Genomic DNA, 22767 nt, shown 5'->3' on the forward strand with positions numbered 1-22767 from the left:
ACCATCGGACATACGCCGGCCACCACGCACCGGTGGCCTACCTGCGGCGATGGGTCGAATCTGCCGTCATTGCGGCCATTGCGTCGCCCTTAGACTGAGGTAATGAGCGCGCTCGACGCCTTCTACTCGACCTGGAATCAGGCCCGGAACACCTTCGGCTCCGGCGTACCGCAGAGCGGTGCGGAATTCGACCGCAGCTCGCAACTGCGCCAGATGCAATCGGCTGTCGAGGCCGCGACTCCCGATTCGCGGTGGCAAGGTTCCGCCGCTGACGCCTACACCGCCAAGAACCAGCAGCACGCGGCGGCCTACGGCAAGCTCGCCGATCTCGATCAGCGGATGGCCGCCGAGGTCGACCGGTCCGCAGCCGTGGTTACCGCAGGCCGGCAAAATCTCGACCAGATCCGCGACTGGGTCACCAGCACGGCAGCATCAGCCCCCAACGACAAGTCCAGTGAATACGTCAAACTCGCCATCGCCAGCAAGGGCCTCGGTCGGATCAGCGACATCATCCAACAGTCGAACAGCGAGATGAGCGCGATCGGTGAGCGTATCCGCGGCATCGCCAAGGAATACGACGAAATCGCTGGGGCCAAGGCCACGCCCGCCCCTGCGCGAGTTCCGGGCCGACACGGCCCGGACGAAGCCGCCGGGACCGGCATCGGTGAACTCCGCTGATAACTTGGACATGTGTCCAGTAATGGCGTGGTAGTAGTCACAGAAACGCCGCGCAACCGCCGACAGGAAGAGACCTTTCGCAAGGTCTTGGCTGCCGGAATGGAGATGCTGCGCGAATCGTCGTATGCCGATCTCACGGTGCGCGCAGTCGCCGCCCGCGCGAAGGTTGCGCCGGCGACTGCCTACACCTACTTCTCTTCAAAGAACCATCTGATCGCCGAGGTCTATCTCTACCTGGTCAGCCAGGTGCCGTTTTTCACCGATGTCAACGACGCGGGGGCGACGCGAGTCGACAAGACGTTGCGCGCCCTGACGCTGGTCGTCGCCGACGAACCGGAAGTCGCCGCGGCGTGCACGGCGGCGCTGCTCGGCGGTGGCAGCGATCCGGCGGTACGCACCGTTCGCGACCGTATCGGCGCCGAGATCCACAAACGGATCCGTTCCGCCGTCGGCCCGGACGCTGATCCACGCATCGTGTCGGCCTTGGAGACGACGTTCTTCGGCGCGCTGGTCAATGCCGGCAGTGGCGCCGTCACGCACCACCAGATCGCTGACAACCTCACCTATGTGGTCGGTCTCATCCTGGGAGAGCCCGCAACGACCAGACCCACCGAGTGATGCCGAGATGGCCGGGCCGATCGACTGATCCGATCGGCACCGCGCTCACTATGCTCGGGGCATGGCGACCGTCTTCACCAAGATCATCAACGGCGAACTGCCCGGCCGATTCGTCTATTCCGACGACGAGATCGTCGCGTTCCTGACGATCGCCCCGATGACCCAGGGCCACACACTCGTCGTGCCCCGCGCCGAGATCGACAACTGGCAGGACATCGAACCGGCCGTGTTCGGCCGGGTGATGGAGGTGTCGCAGCTGATCGGCAAAGCCGTGTGCAAGGCCTTCGGCGCGGAGCGGGCCGGCGTGATCATCGCCGGCCTGGAGGTTCCTCACCTACACGTGCACGTGTTCCCCGCCTACAACCTGTCCGACTTCGGGTTCGCCCACGTCGACAACAATCCCTCGCCGGAGTCCCTCGACGAGGCCCAGGCCAAGATCACAGCCGCGCTGGCAGATCTGCAATCCGCGGCAGGCTGACGGTAAAGCGGCAGCCCTCGCCGGGGGCGGTGACCACCCGCACCGTCCCGCCGTGGGCGTATACCAGCGAATCCACGATCGAGAGGCCCAGCCCAGTGCCGCCACTGGCTCGGGTGCGCGACGTGTCTGCCCGGTAGAACCGCTCGAAGACCCGCCGCGCATCCTCCTGGCTCATGCCCGGACCTTCGTCGCACACCTCCAACACCGCGTTGTCCCCTTCTGTGCCCACCCGTACCGTGATACCCGCCGTCTCCGGCGTGTGCTGCAGCGCATTGGCCACCAGGTTGCCGAGCACCTGCCGCAATCGGGCATCGTCACCGAGCACCTCCGGTGTCCCCGGACCATCGAACACCTCCATGGACACTTTGCGGTCCGGCGCGATGGACTGCGCGTCGTGCACGGCATCGGTGGCCAGCGTCAGCAGGTCGACGCGGCGGCGTTCCAGCGGTCGTTGCGCGTCCAGACGCGCCAGGAGCAACAGATCCTCGACGAGCAGGCCCATGCGCCGGGATTCGCTCTCGATGCGGCCCATCAACATCTCGGTGTCCCGGGCGGCACCCTGCCGGTACAGCTCGGCGAAACCGCGGATCGTGGTCAGCGGCGTGCGGAGTTCGTGGCTGGCGTCGGTGATGAAGCGCCGCATGCGCTCCTCGGAGCTGCGCGCCTGTTCGGCGGAGGCCTCCGACGCCGCCACCGCGCGTTGGATCTGCGCGAGCATCCCATTGAGCGCCAACGAAAGTCGGCCGACCTCGGTCCGCGGATCACGTTCGGGCACTCGACGATCGAGCTGACCGGCGGCGATCGCGGCAGCCGTCTGTTCGACCTCGACGAGGGGACGCAGGCTACGGTGCACCACCGCATAGCCGGCGATGCCGAGGACCAGCAGCACGGCCGCACCGATCCCGATCTGCGACCAAATCAACGCGCGTACCGAGGACTGCACGTCGGACAGGTCGATCGCGACCGTGGTGAGCGAACCGTCGGAAGATCGCACCGTCATCGCTCGCCACTGGATATGGGAGCCCCCCATCGACCCAACGGTCACGGGAATCGGTCCGACGTCGTTGTCGTCGGGCAGTGCGGGCTCGGCCTCCCGATCGTTGATCGCGATCCAGGTACGACCGTCCTCGTCGACTCCACGCACGTAGAAGTTCGACGGCGGCCGGGCTGGGTTCGGCCCCTCCGTCGGCGCGGACGGTGCGTGACGCGGTTCCAGCGCCCAGCTGCGCGACGCGTCGAGCAATGTCTGGTCGATCCGATCGACCTCGGTGTGCCGCATGATCGACGTGACTGCGATGCCCGACGCGAGCAGGCCACACGCCACCAGCACCAGCGCGGCGGCAACCAGCCCAACCCGCAGGGGCACACCCTGCCCGCGCGCGCGGCTAACCCGGTCTAACACCACTCATGCAGTATGCCGCTGAACCGAGGATGCTCAGCGCGGCTCACGTAACACGTAGCCGACCCCGCGCAGCGTGTGCAGCAGACGCTTGTCACCGGTGTCGATCTTGCGGCGCAGGTAGGAGACATAGGACTCGACGACGTTGACGTCGCCACCGAAGTCGTAGCGCCACACGTGGTCGAGGATCTTCGGCTTCGACAGCACGGTGCCGGCATTGATGATGAAGTAACGCAGCAGGGTGAACTCCGTCGGCGACAGCGAGACGGGCTCGCCGGCCTTCCACACTTCGTGGGTGTCCTCGTCGAGTTCGATGTCGGCGAAGGAGAGCCGGGCATTGCGGGTTTCTTCGACGCCGCGGCCAGACCGTCGCAGGATCACCCGCAGCCGGGCGACCACCTCTTCCAGACTGAACGGCTTGGTGACGTAGTCGTCACCGCCGAGGGTGAGCCCGGCGATCTTGTCCTGCAGGCTGTCGCGCGCGGTGAGGAACAGTGCCGGCGCGTCGATGCCGTCGGCGCGCAGGCGGCGCAGCAGGCCGAAGCCGTCCATGCCCGGCATCATCACGTCCAGGATGACCGCGTCCGGATGAACTTCCCTGGCCTTGTCGAGTGCGGCCGCGCCATTGGACGCGGTATGCACCTCGAAGCCCTGGAACTTCAGGCTGACGGACAGCAACTCCACGATGTTGGCCTCGTCGTCGACGACGAGGATCCGGGCTTCAGGGACGCTCTCGGGTACTGCTGGCATGGCCATTCTGCAATGTTGCCGCCGCCGCATGACGTAATCCTGCACGCCAGCTGTGAGCTTCCTGAAAGTTTTCCCCAGAGTGCCGGGAAAACTAGTGCCGGGAAAACCCCCGGGGAGACATCGCCCACCCGCCCCTAGACTGGCGCCATGAACCTCGGCAAGACCCTGGTCCAGGTTGCCACCGCCCCGGTCAAGGTCGGTCTTGCCATCGCTGACCTCGGCCTCGGTATCGCCGGGGGCACCCTCGACGTCGTGCAACGTTCCCTCAACGACGCCAACCCCATCCAAGGTAAGCCTTCGGTGGCCGGATTGCTCGGACTCGACGACGCCGTAGAGCGGGCAAACCGGCTGGCCCACCTGATGGACGACGATGCACCGATCGGGCGGGCACTCGCTCCGGACGGCCCGCTCAATCAGCTACTGCAACCGGGCGGCCTGGTCGATCAGCTGACCAAACCGGGCGGCCTGCTGGATCGGCTCAACTCCGACACCGGACCGGTGTCGCGCGCGCTGGCCGAGGGTGGCCTCGTCGATCAGATCACTGCCGACGGCGGGCTCGCCGACCGGCTGACCGCCGAGGACGGTGCCGTCTCGCGGGTGCTGGCCCCCGGCGGGCTGGCCGACCGGCTGCTGGCCAAGAACGGCATCGTCGAGCGGATCCTGCGTGAGGACGGGGTCGCCGACAAACTGCTCGCCGAGAACGGACCCGTCAACCGCGCGCTACAAGAAGGCGGGCTGGTGGACCAAATCACTGCCGAAGGCGGTCTGATGGACCGGCTGACGACCGAGAACGGCGCACTGTCGCGGGTCATCTCCCCCGGCGGGCTGGCCGATCAGCTGCTCTCCGACGACGGTCTGATCGAGCGCCTGCTGCGCGAGGACGGCGTCGCCGACAAACTGCTCGCCGAAGGCGGCCTGTTGGAGACCCTGGCCGATCCGGACGGGCCGCTGGCCAAGCTCGTCGACCTCTCCGACACCCTCAACCGCCTGGTGCCCGGCCTGGAAGCGCTGGCACCGATGGTCGACACCCTGCACGACGCGGTGCTGTCCCTGACCGCGGTGGTCAATCCGCTGAGCAATATCGCCGACCGCATCCCACTGTCCCGGCAACGCCGCCGCACCGCAGCCCGTGTGGTCGCGTCCCAGCGGGTCATCGACCAAGACATGTGACCCGTTAAGATAGACGCCGTCCGCCTCCGTAGCTCAGTGGTAGAGCACCCGCCTTGTAAGCGGAAGGCCGTCAGTTCAATCCTGACCGGGGGCTCAAAGCCGGTGCGGCACTTTGTCGGTACCACGTCCTAGTGTCCGCTCATGAGGTTATGTCCGGGCTGCGGTTCCCCACTGACGAAGCGCAGCCAAAAGGTCTACTGCGGCAACGCATGTCAGGCACTGGTCCAACGCGAGGCCAGCACGAAACGGTGGCTCGAGACCGGCGAAGCGTGGATCGACGGCCGCCGCGGTCACTACATTCGGCAGTTTCTCGCTACCGCCCAGTCCGGCTGCTGCGCGATCTGCGGCGGAGCCACCACATGGCAGGGGCTTCCGCTGGTATTGGTGTTAGACCACATCGATGGCGACCCGACGAACAACCGCCGGGAAAACCTGCGGCTGATCTGCCCGAACTGTGACTCCCAGCTGCCGACGTACAAGAGCCGCAACCGCGGCAGAGGGCGTCACTACCGTCGCGAGCGGTATGCCAACGGGCAGTCCTACTAGAGGCAGACGAGTTTCGCCAGCGCCGGCGGTCTACTCGTACATGACCTTCACCACCGCACACATATCCATCTCGTCGGACGGCTTCGTCGTAGGCCCCGACCAGTCACGTGACAACCCGATCGGCCGGGGCGGGATGCGGCTGCATCGATGGCACCTCGATCTGCCCCAGCACTACGTCGACGCCCGTTGGACCGCGTACCTGTTGCGTCCTTGCGGAGCATATGCAATGGGGCGCAACATGTTCGGACCGATCCGTGGCGACTGGGCCACCGATGGTGAGCAGTGGCGTGGCTGGTGGGGTGACGAACCCCCTTACCACGCACCGGTTTCCGTGCTGAGGCATTGCGAGCGCGAGCCCATCGAGATGGAGGGCGGCGGCTACGACTGTCCCGAACATGGCCCGGTCGACCCGACACCACGGTCAATGAGCTGGAGCTCGTCGAGACCGAGCACTCGCCGTTGGCGACGCACGTGCGCTACCGAATCACTCGCTAGACCAACCGCCCGATGAACACGAATGCGGCCAGCCCGAACAGCACGGCGTTGACCATGACGCTGCGCGGCTCGTGCAGTCGGCTGTGTGCCCATGCGGCGCCGACCATCACCACGCACAGACCGGCAGCCGCAAGCGGGGTGAGTACCAAACCGATTCGGGTGAGCCCCGGCGCCACCAGCCCGGTCACCGCGAGCAACTCCATGCCCGCGGTGAACCGGACCACCGGCAGGGGGAACATGGCGGTCCCGGTCTGACCGGTGGCGAGCAACCGTTGACGACTCATGGTGAGTTTGGCGGTGCCGGACAACGCGAATATCGCGGCCAGGACGAGTTGCGCGGTCCACAGTGCGGTGTTCATGGTCGTATCCCTTCTTCTGAGTGTGCAGACCTGATGACGAACGACCGCCGTCGGCTGTGACATGCGCGCCGGTGTCACAGATGCGCTCTCCGGATCGTCTATGGAGAAGACAGGGAGGTGCCATGACCGACCAGGAAGATCCCACCGAGCTGCGGCCGCTGCTGTTCTCGATCGCCTACCGGATGCTGGGCAGCGTCACCGACGCCGAGGACATGGTGCAGGCCGCGTACCTGCGCTACTTCGACTATCTGGACCGCGGCGGTGACGCGGATTCGCCGCGCTCACTGCTGACCACGATCACCACGCGGCTGGCCATCGACCACCTGCGTTCAGCCCGGGTGCAGCGCGAAACCTACATCGGCCCTTGGCTTCCGGAGCCGCTGCTCATCTCAGCCGATCCCGACGTCGCGGAACTGGCGGCGACATCAGATTCGTTGTCCATGGCATTCCTGGTGCTACTGGAGACACTTTCGCCGGTGGAGCGGGCCGTGTTTCTGCTGCGCGAGGTGTTCGCCTACGACTACGACGACATCGCCCGCATCGTCGACAAGGAACCCGCGAATTGCCGGCAGCTCCTCAACCGGGCGCGCAGACACATCGAGGCGGGCCGTCACCGTTTCGATGTCGACGCCGCGCACCGCGCCGAACTGGCCGACCGGTTCTTCGGCGCCGCAGAGCACGGCGACCTGAAGAATCTCGTGGAACTACTCGCGCAAGACGTGGCTTTCTACGGCGACGGCGGTGGCACGGGCCGGGGCCTACCGCGACCGGTGTTCGGGCGCGACCGGGTACAGCGGGTGCTGGCCGGCATCGTGCACGCCTATCACGGTATCGGCGCCCGGTTCCAGCGCTCGCCGGTCAACGGTCAGCCGGGCCTGCTGATGTTCGATCCCGACGGCGGGCTCATCAATGTGCTGACCGTGGACGTCGAGGGCGACAGTATCTGCACGATCCGCTCGGTGATCAACCCCGACAAGCTGGACCATCTTGGCTTCCCGCTATCCCCGTTGGCCCGGCGGCCGGCTCGATGAGCACGAATTACCAGACCACCGAATATTCGCGCCGGACTGGCATCGACACGGCGGCCGTAGCATCGAAATCGATTCTGCTGCCATCGAATTCGCTGACAGGCCGCGGCCCCAAGTTCTATGTCACGCCCGGAGTGCTGGCCAGTTTGCGAAAGGTCTGGTATTCGCTGTCCCGATAGGGTCTTCCGTCGGGCTGCAGCAGGTCGCTGAACCATACCTTCGGCAGCGTCTTGTAGGGATGGCTCCATGAATCCCACGGGAAGTACGTCTGACTCTTCCCGGCGACCAGCCCCCAGTTGTAGGCACCGACATTGTGCCGCTTCGCGACGGGCAACACTCCTTCGATGGTGCTGCCGAGTGTGCGGGCCAAGTACTCGGTACACAGAATCGGCCGCCCCAACGGCTCCAGTTCCCCGATGCGGGCCTCGAATTGCTCAGGGGTGCCGTAGGAGTGGAACGTGATGACGTCGGAGTTGTCGAGCTGGAACCCGCTCATCGCGCTGCGGTTACCGGCGCCCCAGCTCCCCTGCCAGACACCGCTGGTCAACGGTTGCGCGGGATTGACCGACCGTGCCCATTGGAACACCTGCGGCAGCAGCGCCCCGACCTGCTGCTGCTTATCTTTGCGTTCGACCGCACTGTACTGACCCGCGGGGTTGTCCGGCTCATTCCACAGATCCCAGCCCAATACCCTGTCGTCGTTGCGGAATTGGCTGATCACCCCGACCACGTAGTCGTAGAGCACGCGGCGGTACCGCGGGTCGGCGATACGCTCGGCGCCCGGGCTCTGCACCCAGCCGGAGTTGTGCACACCCGGCCGGGGCGCGCGTTGGGCACCGGGCCGCGGGAAAGGATCCCAGCAGGAGTCGAAGAAGACGAACAGGGGTTTGATGCCATAGCGCGCGGCGATGCCGACGAATTGACCTAGCCTGCTTTGGAATCCACCACGATCCTGCGCCCACAGTAGATCGTGCAGAAAAACCCGCACCGTGTTGAACCCGAGCAGGCGGGCCGCACCCAGTTCAGCATCTATCCGGCGAGGATCGTAGGTGCCCGGCTGGAACATCTCGAGCTGGTTTATCGCGGTTGACGTGATGTAGTTCGCGCCGACGAGCCATCCTTGCGCTTGATGCCACGCGTTGGCACGGTCGGCCGTCCACCGCCCGGTGTCGGCGCTGGCCCTAGGTATCGCCGACAGGGCAGGTAACGCCGACGCTGCTGCCAGCGCCAGCGGAATTTTCAAGGCCGTTCGACGGTGCACCAAGTGACCGTAGTGTGCGCGAAGGACACGCTTCGTGTTTCGTATCACTTTGAAATCGTTGAGGTTTCAAATCGTTATCCATCAGGGCCGGATACGCTGTCCACGCGAGCCGGCATCCACCCCGAGCTCGACGGACGCTACCTCAGAGGTGGCTGTCGGCGAAAGCTGCTGCGCTGCCGGTCATCCCAAGGAACACCCTGCCATACCCGTTCGGGTCCAGCCTGGATCAATCGAGCGGTACGTCGAGGAACGGCCGGGGATCGGCGGCGCCGGGCCCGTCGAAGTGCCACCACTCTCCCGAGTAGACGGTCAGCCCGCCGGATTGCATCGCCTGCCGTAGCCGGGCTCGATTGGCTTGCTCGGCAGGGCTGACACCCTCGGTCGCATATGCCAGGCTGCGCGGCGAGAAGTCGTCGAACCCGGTCCCCATGTCGACTCCGGCGATGGTCACGTCAACCGACCGGCCTGCCTCGTGGCTGCGCGCCGACGTACCCGGGCGCGCCACCCAGTTGGGGTTGGGAACGGCGTCGAACATCCGCACCTGCACCTCGTGCGGCCGATAGCAGTCCCAGAACACCAGCCGGTCCGGTCGTAGCGCCGCGGCGGCCGCGGCCAGCCCGGCGGCCATCGACTCGTGTACCAGACAGTGCGCGTCGGCAGGGTAGAGCTGCTGGCCGACGAAGTTGTCGGTGGTGGCGTACCGCAGGTCGACGATCGCGTCGGGCACCACCGTGCGTACGTCGACGAGGCCGGCGGCAGCTGCGGGCACGGCTGACGCCGCGGGCGCCGAAGCCAGCGCGGCAGCCGCAGCTAGCACCAGGCCGAACGCGATGGGACGCATACCGGCCAGCCTAGATCCAGGCCGCCACACCCCAAGGGACCTGTCCGCCAAAGCTTTCGTGACGGCCCGCGCCACCGACGGAAACCTCATCTTTCCCCCGCCGCCAAACGCAGCCGGTACAAGTGGAGGTATGAGGATCGGATTCATCGGCCTGGGCAACATGGGTGCGGCCATGGCCGCCAATCTGCTCACGGCGGGTCACGAAGTCACGGCCTACAACAGGTCACCCGACAAGGTGGCCGCGCTGGCCGCCAAGGGTGCACACCCCGCGGCCTCGGTCGAGGACGCGTGCCGCGGCGAGGTAGTGATCACCATGCTCGCCAACGACCATGCGGTGGAATCAGTTACGTTCGGGGACAACGGCATCCTCGCGAAGCTGCCTGCCGGCGCCACGCACATCTCGTCTTCGACGATCAGCGTGGAGCTGGCAGAACGCCTCACCGAAGCCCACGCCGAGGCCGGCCAGGTCTTCGTCAGCGCACCGGTGTTCGGCCGTCCAAAGGCGGCGGCAGCGGCCAAGCTGTTCGTCGTGGCGGCCGGTGTGCCTGCGGCGGTGGAAGCGGCGACGCCACTGCTCGACGCAATCGGGCAGCGCACGTTCGTACTCGGCGAGGAACCGAGAGCCGCCAACCTGGTGAAGCTCAGCGGCAACTTCCTGATCGCCTCGGTGATCGAATCCGTCGGTGAGGCGATGGCGTTGGTCGGCAAGGCGGGCATCGACAAACAGCAGTACCTCGAGATCTTGACCTCCACTCTGTTCGATGCCCCGGTGTACCGGACCTACGGTGGACTGCTGGCTCGCGAGGAGTTCAGCCCGGCGGGTTTCGCCGCCACGCTCGGCCTCAAGGACGTGAACCTCGTGCTGAGCGCAGGCGAGGGGCTGCGCGTGCCACTACCGGTGGCGAGCCTGCTGCGCGACCGGTTCTTGACCCTGCTGGCCACTGGCGGCGGCGAGCTGGACTGGTCGGCAATAGGCGCACTGAGCGCATGGGAAGCCGGATCCGAACATCCGGCCTAGATCCGTCGGAGAGGAAGAGCGGCCGCCGCATCTCTGAGATATCGGGATCCCGGCGCAGCCCATGACGGCCGCCGGCACTTAACAAACTGCGCACTGCGTGTCTCCCATACCGGAGCCTGTCACCGATTCGACAGCAACTAGACAGTGTTCTCACAGAAGGCCGCTGCAGCCCGTCCGGACACACTTGATCGTGCGACACTTTTCGCTAGTAAAGCGTAGCCTGTGCAGTACCAGAAGACATCGTGGCCAGCGATGGAGCGACCATCGCAACCGTGCAGTCAGCAAACTGGTCAGGCACTCTAGAGGAAGTAAGACTCATGGCCTTTTCCCAGCTTTCAGCACGCCGGTTCATCGTGGCGGGAGGACTTGCGTTCGCAATCGTCGCCGCCCCCACATTGACCGTGTTGACTCTGCCGGCCACCACGTTGGCCGACTGCCCCAACGGTGAGTCCGAGGACACCTTCACGGGGGTATGCATCGCGGATATTGCGCCGAACACGCCGTCGCCAGCCGAGCTCCCGCAGGTCGCCGGGATCCCGTGCACCGGCGGCAACACCGGTCAGTGCATCGGGCTTTCCGAGGAACAGCAGGCGCAGGGGCGGCAACCGGTTCCACAGTCGACCGTGGGCAGCAGCCCGACCGTGACCGGTTCCATCGGCTGATACAGCGGATCCCCAGACCGCGTGCAGGAAAGCACTCGGCAGCTATAAGCTGCCGAGTGTGATTCTACGTCTCACTGCGGTCGCCGGATTCGCGGCGGTCGTCGCCGGTTCGGCGCTACTCTTCTCGTCCCCTGCCGCACATGCAACGTGCTCCGACGGTGAGGAGGAGGACGTTTTCACGACGACGTGCACGCCCTTCATGGTGCCGAACACGTCGTCTCCGTTCTCCCCCATTGCGGGCAATCCGGACATTGCGGCGATCGACGGCGTGCCCTGCACCGGCGGCAACGCCGGGCAATGCATCGGACTGGCCGAGGATGCCGAATCCGAAGGACCAGCGGCCGTGCCCCGTTCGACGATCAGCGCAAGCCCGTAGCCTCAGACTCCCAGACAACACGGATAACCGATGCAGACTGCTCCAAGCTTTCGTAGAATTCGTCAGCAAGCAGTCGAATAACTATAGAAAGCGTGACGATGGCGACCTTCCCGTTCTCGATGCGACGATTGATCCTGGCTGGAGGATTCGCGGTCGTCGCGGCCGCTGCCCCGGTGATCACCGTATGCACCCTGCCGATGTCGTCGGCTCCTGCGGTCGCATGCCCCGGCGGCGAGGAAGAGGACCTCTACAGCGGTGAGTGCGTGCCGCACACGTCGCCCAACAGTGGGGCGGCGATCGGCGATACCACGGGCAACCCGTCGCTGCCATCGGTCAGCGAGCCCGGCGGCGGCGGTTCGATTCCGTGCACCGGCGGCAACACGGGTGAGTGCATCGGCCTGTCCGAAGAGCAGCAGGGCTCGCAGCCGTCGCCGAACTCGTCCGTCGGCAGCAGCCCGACGGTCACCGGCTCCATCGGCTGATCGGCGGCTAGGCGACCGGGCAGGGCCCGGTCGCCTAGAGTTGTCCCATGCCTGCAAAATCTGATCCCGCCGATATCGGCGATGTGGAACCGTTAGCCGACAGCACCGCCAGCCAGGCCCGGAGGGTGGTGGCTACCTATGCCACCGACGCCGACGAATGCCGGATGTTCCTGTCGATGCTCGGTATTGGACCGTCGAAAATCGAGGCGTAAATGTCTCCGGAAGGCAGTCTGACAGCTGCCTCCGGGGAGTCCGATTTCGTTGTGGTGGCCAACCGGCTACCCATCGACCTTGAGCGGTTACCCGATGGCACCACGAGGTGGAAACGCAGTCCGGGTGGCCTGGTCACAGCCCTGGAGCCGCTGCTGAGAAAGCGTCGTGGCGCCTGGATCGGCTGGGCCGGCATTCCGGACAGCGACGAGGAACCGATCGTCCAGGACGATCTGCGACTGCACCCGGTGCAGCTGTCGGCCACCGACGTGGCCGACTACTACGAGGGGTTCTCGAACGCCACGTTGTGGCCGCTGTACCACGATCTGATCGTCAAACCCGAGTACCACCGGGAGTGGTGGGACAGCTACGTCGAGGTGAACCAGCGCTTCGCCGAGGCGACAGCTCGGGCCGCCGCGTCCGGCGCCACGGTGTGGATCCAGGACTACCAGCTGCAGCTGGTACCGAAGATGCTCCGGATACTGCGACCGGACCTCACCATCGGCTTCTTCTTGCACATCCCGTTCCCACCGGTCGAACTGTTCATGCAGATGCCCTGGCGGACCGAGATCATCGAAGGCCTGCTCGGTGCCGACCTCGTCGGCTTCCACCTGCCCGGGGGCGCTCAGAACTTCCTGGTGCTGGCACGTCGCCTCATCGGGACGAACACCTCACGCCACAACATTGGCGTGCGGTCGCGTTTCGGTGAGGTGCAGTACGGCTCTCGCATAGTCAAGGTAGGCGCCTTCCCTATCTCCATCGATTCGGCGGAACTCGACGCCAAGGCCCGCGATCGCACCATCCGGCAGCGGGCCCGGCAGATCCGTGCTGAGCTCGGCAACCCCCGCAAGATCCTGCTCGGGGTGGACCGGCTCGACTACACCAAGGGCATCGACGTCCGGTTGGAAGCGTTCTCCGAGCTGCTCGACGAGCACCGCGTCAAGCGTGACGACACCGTGCTAGTGCAACTGGCCACCCCGAGCCGCGAGCGCGTCGAAAGCTACATCGCGATGCGTGAGGACATCGAACGGCAGGTCGGTCACATAAACGGCGAGTACGGGGAGGTCGGCCACCCGGTCGTGCATTACCTGCACCGGCCCGTGCCGCGTGATGAACTCATCGCGTTCTTCGTCGCCGCCGATGTGATGCTCGTCACCCCGCTGCGCGACGGTATGAATCTGGTGGCCAAGGAATACGTGGCCTGCCGCAGCGACCTGGGCGGCGCCTTGGTGCTGAGTGAATTCACCGGGGCGGCGGCCGAATTACGACAGGCCTACCTCATCAACCCTCATCATCTCGAGGGTGTCAAAGACGCTATCGAGGCTGCGTTGATGCAGACGCCCGAGGAGGGTAGGCGCCGGATGCGGGCGTTGCGCCGCCAGGTGCTGGCCCACGACGTCGACCGCTGGGCACGCGCGTTCCTCGATGCCCTGGCCACGACCGGCACGGCGCACCAGGAGTAGGTCGGCCCGCTGACGGCTCCTCGCGCGCCCGATTAGAAGGTGAACATGCGCACGGGCGCCAGCGCTTCATCACATTTTGACCAAGATGGCAATAGGGTCTTAGGCCATGACGACGTTTCTGGACGGATATCTCAAATCGCCGTTGTCCGGCATCGCTCCTTGGGTGTTGATGTCGGTCCTATCGTCGCCGGGCCGGTTCGAGCAAGCCGTCTGCTTCGCCTTGGGGCTGGCATTGTTCACGATGTGGCTCGGACGTCGGCGCGGCATTGCGATCCATGCCCTCGATGTCTTCGGCGCGGCCTTCTTCGCGGTTCTGGCGGCCGTGGGACTGGTCGCCTCCGCGCAGGTCATCGGGTGGATGGAACTCTGGGCTGGCGAACTCACGAACATCGCCTTGGCGCTCTTCGTCGTCACGACGATTGTGATCCGCCGCCCCTTCACCCTGCCGTATGCGAAAGAACAAGCGCCCGAGGAATATTGGAATACGCCGCTGTTCATCAGGATCAACTACGTCATCTCGGCGGTATGGGCCGGCGCCTTCACGTTCGCAGCGGTGGTCGGGTTGATCGGTGACGCCGTCCTGCACGACGCGAACAATTTCTGGACCGGTTGGGTACTGCAGCTCGCCGGGATCTTCTTCGCGATCTCGTTCACCGGGTTCTATCCCGACTTCGCCGGCGCCAGGGACGCCGCCCGCCGCGGCGAGCCTGAACCGGCGCCGTCACTGGTGAAGCTGTTCGACTGGTTGCCGATGTTCATCCTGATCGCCGGCATCTTCGGCTGGGTCACCGACGCGCTGCCCGATACGCTCGGAATCGGCATGATCGCGGTCGGCATCGTCGGGAGCGCCGTCGTCAAGAAGCTGTCCCCCACGGCCGAAGAACAGTCCCGGTGATTGCTGCCCGGTAGCGTCGGCGCGGCGGGCTACCGCGAAATTCAAGTAACGATGCAGGTCATCGGCACCGATCTCGATGACGGTCGGACTGACTTGTCCCCGAAAGACGAAGTTTCGCGGATTTGTCGGCTCCCAAGAGGGTTGGCCGGACCGCCGGTACCGGGTAGGTTGGGCACAACCGTAGTTACTGGCCAGTAGGGAGAGTCCCGATGCCCGCTCCGTCCACCCCCGACTTCGCCCGGCTCCGCAAGCTCGTCGCAATCGACAACCTGGATGCGCGCCCGACCAAACCGATCGACGAAGTGTTCACCGGCAAGGAGCTGACCACCATTCCGGTCGGCACTGCCGACGATGTCACCGCGGCCTTCGCCAAGGCCAGGGCCGCGCAGGTCGCGTGGGCCAAGCGCCCAGTCAAGGAACGCTGCGCGATCATCGAGCGGTACCGCGAGCTCGTGGCCAAGAATCGTGAATTCCTGATGGACGTCGCGCAAGCGGAAACCGGCAAGGCCCGCTCGGCCGCCCAGGAAGAGCTCGTCGACATCATTCTGAACGCGCGCTACTACGCGCGCGAGGCGGAGAAGCTACTCGCTCCCAAGCGCGTCCAGGGGCTGCTGCCCGGTGTCGTCAAGACCGTGGTCAATCACCACCCCAAGGGCGTGATCGGGGTCATCTCACCATGGAATTACCCGATGACACTGTCGATTTCGGATTCCATTCCAGCGCTGCTGGCCGGCAACGCCGTGGTGGTCAAGCCCGACAGCCAGACCCCGTACTGCACGTTGGCCAACGCCGAACTGCTGTATCAGGCAGGCCTGCCGCGCGATGTGTTCGCGGTGGTGCCGGGCCCCGGTTCGGTGGTGGGCACCGCGATCGTGGAGAACTGCGACTATCTGATGTTCACCGGCTCCACCGCTACCGGCCGGTCGCTGGCCGAGCAGTGCGGCCGCCGACTCATCGGCTTTTCGGCCGAACTTGGCGGCAAGAATCCGATGATCGTCACCAAGGGCGCCGACCTGGATGTGGTGGCCAAGGCCGCGACGCGCGCATGCTTCTCCAACGCGGGTCAGCTGTGCATCTCGATCGAACGCATCTACGTCGAACGCGAGATTGCCGATGAGTTCACCCGCAAGTTCGCCAACCGGGTGCGCAACATGAAGCTGTCCCCCGCATACGATTTCACCGCCGACATGGGCAGCCTGATCTCCGAGGATCAGGTCAAGACCGTGTCGGGTCATGTCGCCGACGCAAAGGTCAAGGGCGCCAAGGTCGTTGCCGGCGGCAACGCCAGGCCCGACATCGGTCCGCTGTTCTTCGAGCCGACCGTGCTCACCGACGTGACCGACGAGATGGAGTGCGGGCGCAACGAGACCTTCGGCCCGCTGGTGGCGATCTACCCGGTCGATTCCGTCGAGGAGGCCATCGCGAAGGCCAACGACACCGAGTACGGGCTCAATGCCAGTGTGTGGGCGGCCAGCAAGTCCGAAGGCGAGGCGATTGCCGCCCGGATCAATTCCGGCACGGTCAATGTCGACGAGGGTTATGCGCTGGCATTCGGGAGCACCGCCGCCCCGATGGGCGGCATGAAGGCCTCCGGCGTCGGGCGCCGCCACGGCGCCGACGGAATTCTCAAATACACTGAATCACAGACCATTTCGACCGCGCGCGTACTGAACCTGGATCCGCCGCTGCGGATTCCGCAGACCTTGTGGCAAAAGGCTTTCACACCGCTGATCCAGGCTGTGCAGAAGCTGCCCGGACGTTAACCTTCTCTCGCGAGCAGACACGCAGGTCCCGCTTCAGCGGCGTGTCAGGGTGCCTGCGCGTCTGCTCGCGAGGGGAAATCAGCTGTCCCGGAAAAAGCAGGGCCTCAGTCATGTTCGGGACACCAACGCCGGTGCGGAGGCCCCTAGAACAGAGGGGGCGGAGGCGGGGGCCCCGGGGGCGGCAGAGGCGGTCCCCAGAACGGCGGCGGCGGCCCCCAGAACGGCGGCGGCGGAGGCGGGGGCGGAGGGGGCGGGAAGAGCGGAGCCGACCCAAGCTGGACACTCGCAGGCACCGGTGCCGACTGGGCATCGGCGACACCGGACAAGCCGAGCGCGCAGGCTAAGAGCGCTCCGCCGGCGACCACCCCACCGATCACCCGCTGTTGGAATTTGCGTCGTGCCATACCATGCACCTCCTCCTCATCATCACAGTTATTAAGCCTATCTAATAGGGCTCTTGTTCGGGAAGGCCGCCTAACCGAACCATAGCGAAAACCTAACCACTACACAGCTTTTACGGGATCTCCACAGAGCCACTACCCCGGTTCCTACCCACGGCCCATACCGTTCCGAGCCAGGTACGACCTCGAGGCGGCTGTTCCTGCCGGACAAACCCGTGCCTCGCGAACTCGTCGACGAAGCCCTTGAGCTCGCCCGGGTACCGTCCACAATGACACCGAAGCCAGACGCCTTGCGGTGCTGCGCAACTGGACGTTCTTCGGCGCTCCGCTGGCCGGTGTCGTCTGCATTCACTATGAACTGGGCCATGCCGACAGCCTCGGCGTGGGGATGTTCTTGCAGACCTTCCTGCTGGCCCTTACCGCGCGAGGTTTGGACAGCTGCGTGCAGATATCCATGGCCGGTTATCCCGAGATCGTCCGCGAACAACTCGGAATCGGCGACACCCTGGCATGGTGTCTTGACCTGCCGAATTACCCAAACGTTTCACGACGATGTCATTACGATCGATGGGCACGTACACCGGTCGATGGGGATGGCGGATGAATCTCGAGAAAGTCGTTTTCGGATTCTTCGTATTGTTCGCCGCCACCCTGAACTTCGGATTCTTCATCGGCGACATCGACGACCCCGGCGTGCACAACAGCTACGAGCTCTACGCGGCGGTCGTCGTCAACCTCATCGCGACCGTCCTCAAGTTCGGTGACCGAACCCAGATCGGGGCGGTGCACCTGGCTACGAGCCTGGTCGCCGACCTCCAGCTGATCGCGGCGACACTGGTCTGGGGATACGCGTCCTACGTGACCGCGCACGTGACGCGGGAAGCAACAGCGAGCGTGGTCTCGCTGTCCGGCGGTGCGCTGATCGCCAACATCGTGTCGGTGACCTTGTTGCTGGTCGAAACCGTGTCATTTCACCGCCGGTAGATGGATCAGCCGTGAGCCTGACGTTGTTCTGGGCACGCATGTTCAAAGCGGAACCGGCGCGCCGCCCGCCGCGGTGGCGGATTCCGCTGTCCACGTCCGGGCGGGCGTCGGCATCGATCTTCCTGGTCATGCGCCGGATGCGGGCACCGTTGATCGTGCTGATCGTGATTTTCGCGGTCAGCACGATGGGTCTCACCCTGATCCCCGGCCAGGACTCGGCGGGGCGACCCTGGCGGATGGGGTTCTTCGACGCGTTCTACGTCATGAGTTACACCGCCTCCACCATCGGCTTCGGCGAGATTCCGTACGCCTTCAGCTACAACCAGCGGATGTGGTTGACGATCTCGATCTACCTCACCGTGGTGGGTTGGGCGTACGCGATCGGGTCGCTGCTCGCGCTGCTGCAGGAGCGCAGCTTCCGGCAAGCCCTGGCGCTGCAGCATTTCACCCGCAAGGTGCAACGGATGCGCGAACCGTTCCTCCTTATCGCCGGTTACGGTCGCACCGGCGAGCTGCTGGCCGACTCACTGGACGCATTGGGGCGGCGATTCGTGGTGCTCGACCGCGACGACACCCGGATCGCCAACCTGGAGCTGGCGTCATATCACGCAGATGTGCCAGGCCTGGCGGCAGACGCTGGCGACCCCGAACACCTCACCGTCGCCGGTATGGACCTGCCCTCCTGCGAAGGGGTACTGGCGCTCACCGACGACGACGAGATCAACCTCGCCGTCGTGCAGGCGGTGGCTCTCCTGCGGCCGGATCTGCAGGTGATCACCCAGGCGGTCTCGCCCATCACGGCTGAACGGATGCGTGCCTTCGGTGCGCCCACGGTGGTCAACCCGTTCGATCGGTTCGGCGATCACCTGAGCGTTGCGCTGCGCGCCCCCGCGTCCTACCAGCTGATGACCTGGCTGGAAAGTGGGCCCGGAGCTCCGTTGCCACCCCGGGGAGCCCCGCCGCCGCAGGGTTTGTGGGTGATCTGCGGGTACGGGCGCTTCGGGCGCGAAATTGCTCGCGACTTACGCGCTGAGGGACTCGACGTCACTGTGGTGGAACCGCAGAGCGTGACGGACGACGACCCGGAATCAATCGTGGGGCACGGTTATGAACCGGGCGTGCTGGCCCGCGCGGGTATCGAGAACGCGAGCGGGTTCGTGGCGGGAACGAGCAACGACACCACCAACCTTTCGTTGATCGCTGCGGCCCGGCGGGCCAATCCGACGCTGTTCATCGCGGCCCGGCAGAACAAGCCGACCAGCGCACCGCTGTTTGCCGCTGTCGATGTGGACTCCCTGTTCGTCCCTGCCGACGTTGTCGCACACGAGGTGTACGCACAGCTCTCCGCGCCGCTGATGTGGCGGTTCCTGCAAGAGGTACCGCGACTCGACAATGAGTGGGCCGCCGATGTCATCGACCGCCTCACCCAGTTGTGTGGCGAAAACCTGCAGGCGGTGTGGAAAGTACGACTGACCGCGACGGAAGCCCCAGCGCTCCAGACGGCGTTGCGCGGGGGCGGCCTACGGCTCGGCGACCTGCTGCGCAGCCCGGACGACCGCGACGAGCGGTTGCATGCGGTCCCGCTGCTGCTCGCGCGTGCCGACAGCACAGAGGTGGACGTTGCGCCGGACGACAACGCTGTGGTGGGCCTTGACGACGAGTTGTTACTCGTCGGATGGCCGTCCGCGCGCCGTCTGCTCGATGCGACGCTGCTGATTGACGCGACCCGGGAGTACGTCCTGCACGGACGGCATGTGCCGTCGAGTTGGATCTGGCGCAAACTCGCCCGCAGTTCGGGCTGACATTCAGCTGGTCGGCAACCAAACGGGCGGGCGAGTGATGAAGCCCACCCTCGGCGTGGCCGCGGACTCGAGCATCTGACCGGATTGGCCTGCACCGCAAAGGAAGTCGGGTTCGATATCGACATCTGTTGGGCGCCAAAGGAATTCGAGTAGTTCGAGGTTCCGTTCGCCCCCGATCTTCGCGGGGGCAGTCGGGTTCGCGCTGGGCACGCGGCCATCGCACGAATACAGCGATATCGCTCACATATACCGCAGTCCGCCTGCTTGGGCCGGGCACTCGCTCATGGCCACGCGTACTGTGAACAGTAATCATGTCCTTCTCGACGTCATCGCCGCTGAAATACGTACTCACTACAGGTCTCGCCACGATCGTCGCCATCTCGGCGGCGGGTTGTAATTCCTCTGATCCCGGTTCCGCCGCCCGTTGGGGTATGACGCCCACCACAACCACGAATGGTTCGTCGGCGGCGACAACCCCGCCGGCTGCCGGCGCACTGACGAAGCCGGGCGGCATCGACTACAGCCGCCTGCTGCTGACGGCTGCCGACGTGAGCATTCCGCCGGACACCTTCACGGTCAGGTCGTCCAATACCGACCCGAACGGTATGCGCGGCGCCAGTGTGTTCTTCGTCAACACCGACGACACCAAGGCCATCGCCGACACGATCCTGATCTATCCCGATGCGGCTACCGCCACTGCCACATTGCGACAAGCGTCGTCGGCGGTCAGCACCATCGTCACCGGCGGGCCACCGCAACCGTTTCCGGTCGGTTCGGACGGCACCATCCTGACCGGCACCTCTCCCGACGGCGCCAAAGCGGTGACGCTTCTGATGTTCACTAGCGACCGCGTACTGGTTCGGCTGGAGTTCGACAGCGCCCCCGGTGAACCGACATCACCGCAGGTGGTGACCAGCGTGGGAAATATGCAGGAAATCGCCCTGCGGGTGGGATTGCCTGCGGTGTAACACTATTCGAAGGTGCCGGGCGTCCGGGTCAACTCGTGCTGGCCAGCACGAACGGCAGCACTTCGGGCGCTCCGGCGTCCCGCAGCACCCGTGCCGCCATCGTCAGTGTCCAACCGGTGTCGGTCATGTCGTCGACCAGCAGGACAGGCCCGGCGCAGTCGATACGCGGTGGCTCCCAGCAGCCGGCCAGCGCCGCAACGCGGTAGGCCGAGTTCGCGGCAGCCACCGGCCGACGACCCGGTGCATACCGCAGCGCGCCGAGGTCGGTCAGCCGTCCCAACTGCGCCAGACGCTGCACGGTCGACGAGATCAAGACCGGATGACGGACCGAATCCAGGCCCACGACAGCAACCGGACGACGCTCCCAGTTCCAGGCCTTCAGCACTGCCACCGCCGCCTGCACGACCTCGTCAGGCACCTCCTGGTCGGGCTCGGCGAGCAGTTTGCGCAGCCGCGCACCCCAGCCCAGGTCAGTGAGTCGGCCGATCGCACGCCCCGGCGCGGCGCCGGAGTTGATGCGACCAGACAGCGCTACGCCGAGTGAGGCCAACCCTGACGGCCACTGCTTACGCGGTGCCACCGGGACACCGGGACGCCGCAGGCGGTCCCGGGTGGCGGTGAGGGTGGCTTCGTCGACAGCGGTCGCGTAGCGGCTTCCGGTGCAGTTGTCGCAGCGACCGCACCGTTCCCCAGGCTGCAGTTCAGGGTCGTCGAGTTGCCCACGCAGGAATGCCATGCGGCAGCCGTCGGTGTCCAGATAATCGAGCATGGCCTGCTGTTCGCGGCGGCGAGCCGCCTCCAGCGCCCGGTAACGCTCCTCGTCATAACTCCACGGCTCGTCCGTGCTGATCCAGCCGCCCTTGACGCGGCGCACCGCACCGTCCACGTCGAGCACCTTGAGCACCATCTCCAACCGCGACCGGTTTAGGTCCACCAGGGTTTCCAGCGTAGGAGCCGACTGTGGTCGTTCGGTGTCAAGCGCCCGGATGACGTTGCGCACCATGGGTTCTGATGGGAATGCCACAGAGGCGAAGTATCGCCAGACGTCTTGATCCTCCACACCGGGCAGCAAGATCACCTCCGCGCTGGCGCTGGCGCGGCCGGCACGACCGACCTGCTGGTAATAGGCGATCGGTGACGACGGTGCGCCCAGATGCACGACGAAGCCGAGGTCGGGCTTGTCGAATCCCATCCCGAGTGCCGACGTCGCCACCAGGGCCTTCACCTGGTTGTCCAGCAAGTCGGCTTCCAGCTGCTCGCGTTCGGCAGTGTCGGTAGACCCTGTGTAGGCGGCCACCTTGTGGCCCTGCTCGGACAGCAGCGCAGCGACGTCGTGGGCCTGTGCCACAGTCAGGGTGTAGATGATGCCTGACCCTGGAAGCGAATCCAATTGTGCGGCAATCCAAGCCGCTCGTTGAGCGGGGTTTCCCGCTTTGACCACCGCAAGCCGCAGCGACTCGCGGTCCAGCCCGCCGCGCAGTACCAGGGTGTCCCTGCCGCCGACTCCGAGCTGGGCCGCGACATCGTTGACCACCCGGTCGTTTGCGGTCGCGGTGGTGGCCAGCACCGGGATGTCGGCGCCCAGCTCGGCGAGCAGAGTGCGGATGCGCCGGTAGTCGGGCCGGAAGTCGTGACCCCAGTCGGACACGCAATGCGCTTCGTCGACCACCACCAGACCGGCATCGGCTGCGAGTGCGGGCAGCACGTTGTCACGAAAGTCCGGATTGTTCAACCGTTCCGGGCTCACCAGCAGTACGTCGAGCTCACCGTCGGCGACCCGTCGATGAATCGCATCCCATTCGGTGACGTTGCCGGAGTTGATGGTCGCGGCGGCCACCCCGGCGCGTTCTGCGGCCGCGACCTGGTTGCGCATCAGGGCCAGCAACGGCGAGACGATGACCGTCGGACCGCGTCCGCTGCCGCGCAGCAGCTTGGCCGCAATGAAATAGACCGCCGACTTTCCCCAGCCGGTGCGCTGCACCACCAATGCCTGGCGGCGCTGCACCACGAGTGCCTCGATCGCGGTCCACTGGTCACCGCGCAGCACAGCGGCGGGTCCGGCCAGGTGTTCGAGAATCGTCTGAGCCTGCTCGCGGGTTGCCATGGCTCCATACTGCCGG

At 65.6% G+C, this 22767-nt stretch carries 23 protein-coding genes, 1 tRNA gene and 1 pseudogene; 19 read left to right on the forward strand and 6 right to left on the reverse strand.

The window, feature by feature from the left end; translation table 11 throughout:
- Positions 1-102: 102 nt before the first annotated feature.
- From B133_RS0114925 to B133_RS0114935, 3 genes are all read left to right on the forward strand, one after another.
- A complete protein-coding gene (locus B133_RS0114925) occupies positions 103-678 on the forward strand; it encodes an EspA/EspE family type VII secretion system effector (RefSeq protein ID WP_018602220.1) in 576 nt (191 codons plus the stop codon).
- 12 nt (positions 679-690) lie between these two features.
- Positions 691-1296 (forward strand): TetR/AcrR family transcriptional regulator, encoded by a 606-nt coding sequence (locus B133_RS0114930; protein WP_026256467.1) that lies wholly within the window; start codon positions 691-693, stop codon positions 1294-1296.
- Between the two features lie 61 nt (positions 1297-1357).
- Complete coding sequence (locus tag B133_RS0114935) at positions 1358-1774, forward strand: HIT family protein (RefSeq protein WP_018602224.1); 417 nt, start codon at positions 1358-1360, stop codon at positions 1772-1774.
- Here the strand turns inward: B133_RS0114935 and B133_RS0114940 are convergent.
- Together B133_RS0114940 and B133_RS0114945 are read right to left on the reverse strand one after the other, a co-directional pair.
- Positions 1734-3176 (reverse strand): cell wall metabolism sensor histidine kinase WalK, encoded by a 1443-nt coding sequence (locus tag B133_RS0114940; protein ID WP_036419256.1) that lies wholly within the window; start codon positions 3174-3176, stop codon positions 1734-1736. The two genes, B133_RS0114935 and B133_RS0114940, sit on opposite strands and share 41 nt — an antisense overlap.
- Positions 3177-3209: 33 nt before the next feature.
- Positions 3210-3929 carry a response regulator transcription factor gene (locus B133_RS0114945; protein ID WP_018602228.1) on the reverse strand — a complete coding sequence of 240 codons (720 nt, stop codon included), beginning with the start codon at positions 3927-3929 and terminating at the stop codon, positions 3210-3212.
- Between the two features lie 141 nt (positions 3930-4070).
- On the opposite strand from B133_RS0114945, the gene B133_RS0114950 reads away from it, so the two are divergent.
- The 3 genes from B133_RS0114950 (at position 4071) to B133_RS0114960 (ending at position 5639) form a co-directional block, all read left to right on the forward strand.
- Positions 4071-5093, forward strand: coding sequence for a hypothetical protein (locus tag B133_RS0114950; RefSeq protein WP_018602230.1), 1023 nt, complete (start codon positions 4071-4073; stop codon positions 5091-5093).
- Positions 5094-5115: 22 nt separating this feature from the next.
- A tRNA-Thr gene (locus B133_RS0114955) sits at positions 5116-5187 on the forward strand.
- A gap of 47 nt (positions 5188-5234) precedes the next feature.
- Positions 5235-5639: an HNH endonuclease gene (locus B133_RS0114960; protein WP_018602231.1), complete on the forward strand. Its 405-nt coding sequence runs from the start codon at positions 5235-5237 to the stop codon at positions 5637-5639.
- Between the two features lie 491 nt (positions 5640-6130).
- Here B133_RS0114960 and B133_RS0114965 read toward each other — a convergent pair whose 3' ends face one another.
- Positions 6131-6493 (reverse strand): DoxX family protein, encoded by a 363-nt coding sequence (locus B133_RS0114965; protein ID WP_018602233.1) that lies wholly within the window; start codon positions 6491-6493, stop codon positions 6131-6133.
- A 122-nt stretch (positions 6494-6615) separates the two neighbouring features.
- Between B133_RS0114965 and B133_RS0114970 the strand changes: the two genes are divergently transcribed.
- Positions 6616-7524, forward strand: a complete 909-nt coding sequence (locus tag B133_RS0114970; protein ID WP_018602235.1) for an RNA polymerase sigma-70 factor — start codon at positions 6616-6618, stop codon at positions 7522-7524.
- A gap of 115 nt (positions 7525-7639) precedes the next feature.
- Here B133_RS0114970 and B133_RS0114975 read toward each other — a convergent pair whose 3' ends face one another.
- Together B133_RS0114975 and B133_RS0114980 are read right to left on the reverse strand one after the other, a co-directional pair.
- Positions 7640-8782 (reverse strand): cellulase family glycosylhydrolase, encoded by a 1143-nt coding sequence (locus B133_RS0114975; RefSeq protein WP_026256468.1) that lies wholly within the window; start codon positions 8780-8782, stop codon positions 7640-7642.
- A gap of 226 nt (positions 8783-9008) precedes the next feature.
- Positions 9009-9623: a M15 family metallopeptidase gene (locus B133_RS0114980; RefSeq protein WP_018602238.1), complete on the reverse strand. Its 615-nt coding sequence runs from the start codon at positions 9621-9623 to the stop codon at positions 9009-9011.
- A 130-nt stretch (positions 9624-9753) separates the two neighbouring features.
- On the opposite strand from B133_RS0114980, the gene B133_RS0114985 reads away from it, so the two are divergent.
- The 12 genes and pseudogenes from B133_RS0114985 (at position 9754) to B133_RS0115040 (ending at position 20647) form a co-directional block, all read left to right on the forward strand.
- Positions 9754-10641, forward strand: coding sequence for an NAD(P)-dependent oxidoreductase (locus B133_RS0114985; RefSeq protein ID WP_018602239.1), 888 nt, complete (start codon positions 9754-9756; stop codon positions 10639-10641).
- Between the two features lie 317 nt (positions 10642-10958).
- Entirely contained in the window at positions 10959-11303 is a 345-nt protein-coding gene (locus B133_RS0114990; RefSeq protein WP_018602240.1) for a hypothetical protein, read from the forward strand.
- A gap of 58 nt (positions 11304-11361) precedes the next feature.
- Positions 11362-11679, forward strand: a complete 318-nt coding sequence (locus tag B133_RS0114995; protein WP_018602241.1) for a hypothetical protein — start codon at positions 11362-11364, stop codon at positions 11677-11679.
- 98 nt (positions 11680-11777) lie between these two features.
- Positions 11778-12161 (forward strand): hypothetical protein, encoded by a 384-nt coding sequence (locus tag B133_RS0115000; RefSeq protein ID WP_018602243.1) that lies wholly within the window; start codon positions 11778-11780, stop codon positions 12159-12161.
- A 47-nt stretch (positions 12162-12208) separates the two neighbouring features.
- Complete coding sequence (locus B133_RS24105; protein ID WP_018602245.1) at positions 12209-12373, forward strand: hypothetical protein; 165 nt, start codon at positions 12209-12211, stop codon at positions 12371-12373.
- Positions 12374-13834, forward strand: coding sequence for a trehalose-6-phosphate synthase (locus B133_RS0115010; RefSeq protein WP_018602247.1), 1461 nt, complete (start codon positions 12374-12376; stop codon positions 13832-13834).
- Between the two features lie 106 nt (positions 13835-13940).
- Positions 13941-14729, forward strand: coding sequence for a hypothetical protein (locus B133_RS0115015; RefSeq protein ID WP_018602249.1), 789 nt, complete (start codon positions 13941-13943; stop codon positions 14727-14729).
- A 209-nt stretch (positions 14730-14938) separates the two neighbouring features.
- On the forward strand, positions 14939-16492 hold the full coding sequence (locus B133_RS0115020; RefSeq protein WP_018602251.1) for a succinic semialdehyde dehydrogenase: 1554 nt from the start codon (positions 14939-14941) through the stop codon (positions 16490-16492).
- A gap of 672 nt (positions 16493-17164) precedes the next feature.
- Positions 17165-17389, forward strand: a pseudogene (locus B133_RS24455) (nitroreductase family protein); the annotation flags it as partial.
- 104 nt (positions 17390-17493) lie between these two features.
- Positions 17494-17877 (forward strand): DUF6394 family protein, encoded by a 384-nt coding sequence (locus B133_RS0115030; protein ID WP_018602254.1) that lies wholly within the window; start codon positions 17494-17496, stop codon positions 17875-17877.
- An 11-nt stretch (positions 17878-17888) separates the two neighbouring features.
- Entirely contained in the window at positions 17889-19679 is a 1791-nt protein-coding gene (locus B133_RS0115035; RefSeq protein ID WP_018602256.1) for an NAD-binding protein, read from the forward strand.
- Positions 19680-20110: 431 nt separating this feature from the next.
- Positions 20111-20647, forward strand: coding sequence for a hypothetical protein (locus B133_RS0115040; RefSeq protein ID WP_018602257.1), 537 nt, complete (start codon positions 20111-20113; stop codon positions 20645-20647).
- A gap of 28 nt (positions 20648-20675) precedes the next feature.
- On the opposite strand, the gene B133_RS0115045 is transcribed toward B133_RS0115040, so the two are convergent.
- A complete protein-coding gene (locus B133_RS0115045) occupies positions 20676-22751 on the reverse strand; it encodes a RecQ family ATP-dependent DNA helicase (protein WP_018602258.1) in 2076 nt (691 codons plus the stop codon).
- Positions 22752-22767 lie beyond the last annotated feature (16 nt).

Source organism: Mycobacterium sp. 155, assembly GCF_000373905.1.
Classification (GTDB): Bacteria; Actinomycetota; Actinomycetes; order Mycobacteriales; family Mycobacteriaceae; genus Mycobacterium.

Bases quoted from the DNA above. Each gene is read 5' to 3' on its own strand.
- B133_RS0114925 (WP_018602220.1), top strand. From the start codon at position 103: ATGAGCGCGCTCGACGCCTTCTACTCGACCTGGAATCAGGCCCGGAAC.
- B133_RS0115010 (WP_018602247.1), top strand. From the start codon at position 12,374: ATGTCTCCGGAAGGCAGTCTGACAGCTGCCTCCGGGGAGTCCGATTTC.
- B133_RS0114935 (WP_018602224.1), top strand. From the start codon at position 1,358: ATGGCGACCGTCTTCACCAAGATCATCAACGGCGAACTGCCCGGCCGA.
- B133_RS0114985 (WP_018602239.1), top strand. From the start codon at position 9,754: ATGAGGATCGGATTCATCGGCCTGGGCAACATGGGTGCGGCCATGGCC.
- B133_RS0114980 (WP_018602238.1), bottom strand. From the start codon at position 9,623: ATGCGTCCCATCGCGTTCGGCCTGGTGCTAGCTGCGGCTGCCGCGCTG.
- B133_RS0114950 (WP_018602230.1), top strand. From the start codon at position 4,071: ATGAACCTCGGCAAGACCCTGGTCCAGGTTGCCACCGCCCCGGTCAAG.
- B133_RS0115015 (WP_018602249.1), top strand. From the start codon at position 13,941: ATGACGACGTTTCTGGACGGATATCTCAAATCGCCGTTGTCCGGCATC.
- B133_RS24105 (WP_018602245.1), top strand. From the start codon at position 12,209: ATGCCTGCAAAATCTGATCCCGCCGATATCGGCGATGTGGAACCGTTA.
- B133_RS0115020 (WP_018602251.1), top strand. From the start codon at position 14,939: ATGCCCGCTCCGTCCACCCCCGACTTCGCCCGGCTCCGCAAGCTCGTC.
- B133_RS0114965 (WP_018602233.1), bottom strand. From the start codon at position 6,493: ATGAACACCGCACTGTGGACCGCGCAACTCGTCCTGGCCGCGATATTC.
- B133_RS0115030 (WP_018602254.1), top strand. From the start codon at position 17,494: ATGAATCTCGAGAAAGTCGTTTTCGGATTCTTCGTATTGTTCGCCGCC.
- B133_RS0114990 (WP_018602240.1), top strand. From the start codon at position 10,959: ATGGCCTTTTCCCAGCTTTCAGCACGCCGGTTCATCGTGGCGGGAGGA.
- B133_RS0115000 (WP_018602243.1), top strand. From the start codon at position 11,778: ATGGCGACCTTCCCGTTCTCGATGCGACGATTGATCCTGGCTGGAGGA.
- B133_RS0115040 (WP_018602257.1), top strand. From the start codon at position 20,111: ATGACGCCCACCACAACCACGAATGGTTCGTCGGCGGCGACAACCCCG.
- B133_RS0114960 (WP_018602231.1), top strand. From the start codon at position 5,235: ATGAGGTTATGTCCGGGCTGCGGTTCCCCACTGACGAAGCGCAGCCAA.
- B133_RS0115045 (WP_018602258.1), bottom strand. From the start codon at position 22,751: ATGGCAACCCGCGAGCAGGCTCAGACGATTCTCGAACACCTGGCCGGA.
- B133_RS0114970 (WP_018602235.1), top strand. From the start codon at position 6,616: ATGACCGACCAGGAAGATCCCACCGAGCTGCGGCCGCTGCTGTTCTCG.
- B133_RS0114945 (WP_018602228.1), bottom strand. From the start codon at position 3,929: ATGGCCATGCCAGCAGTACCCGAGAGCGTCCCTGAAGCCCGGATCCTC.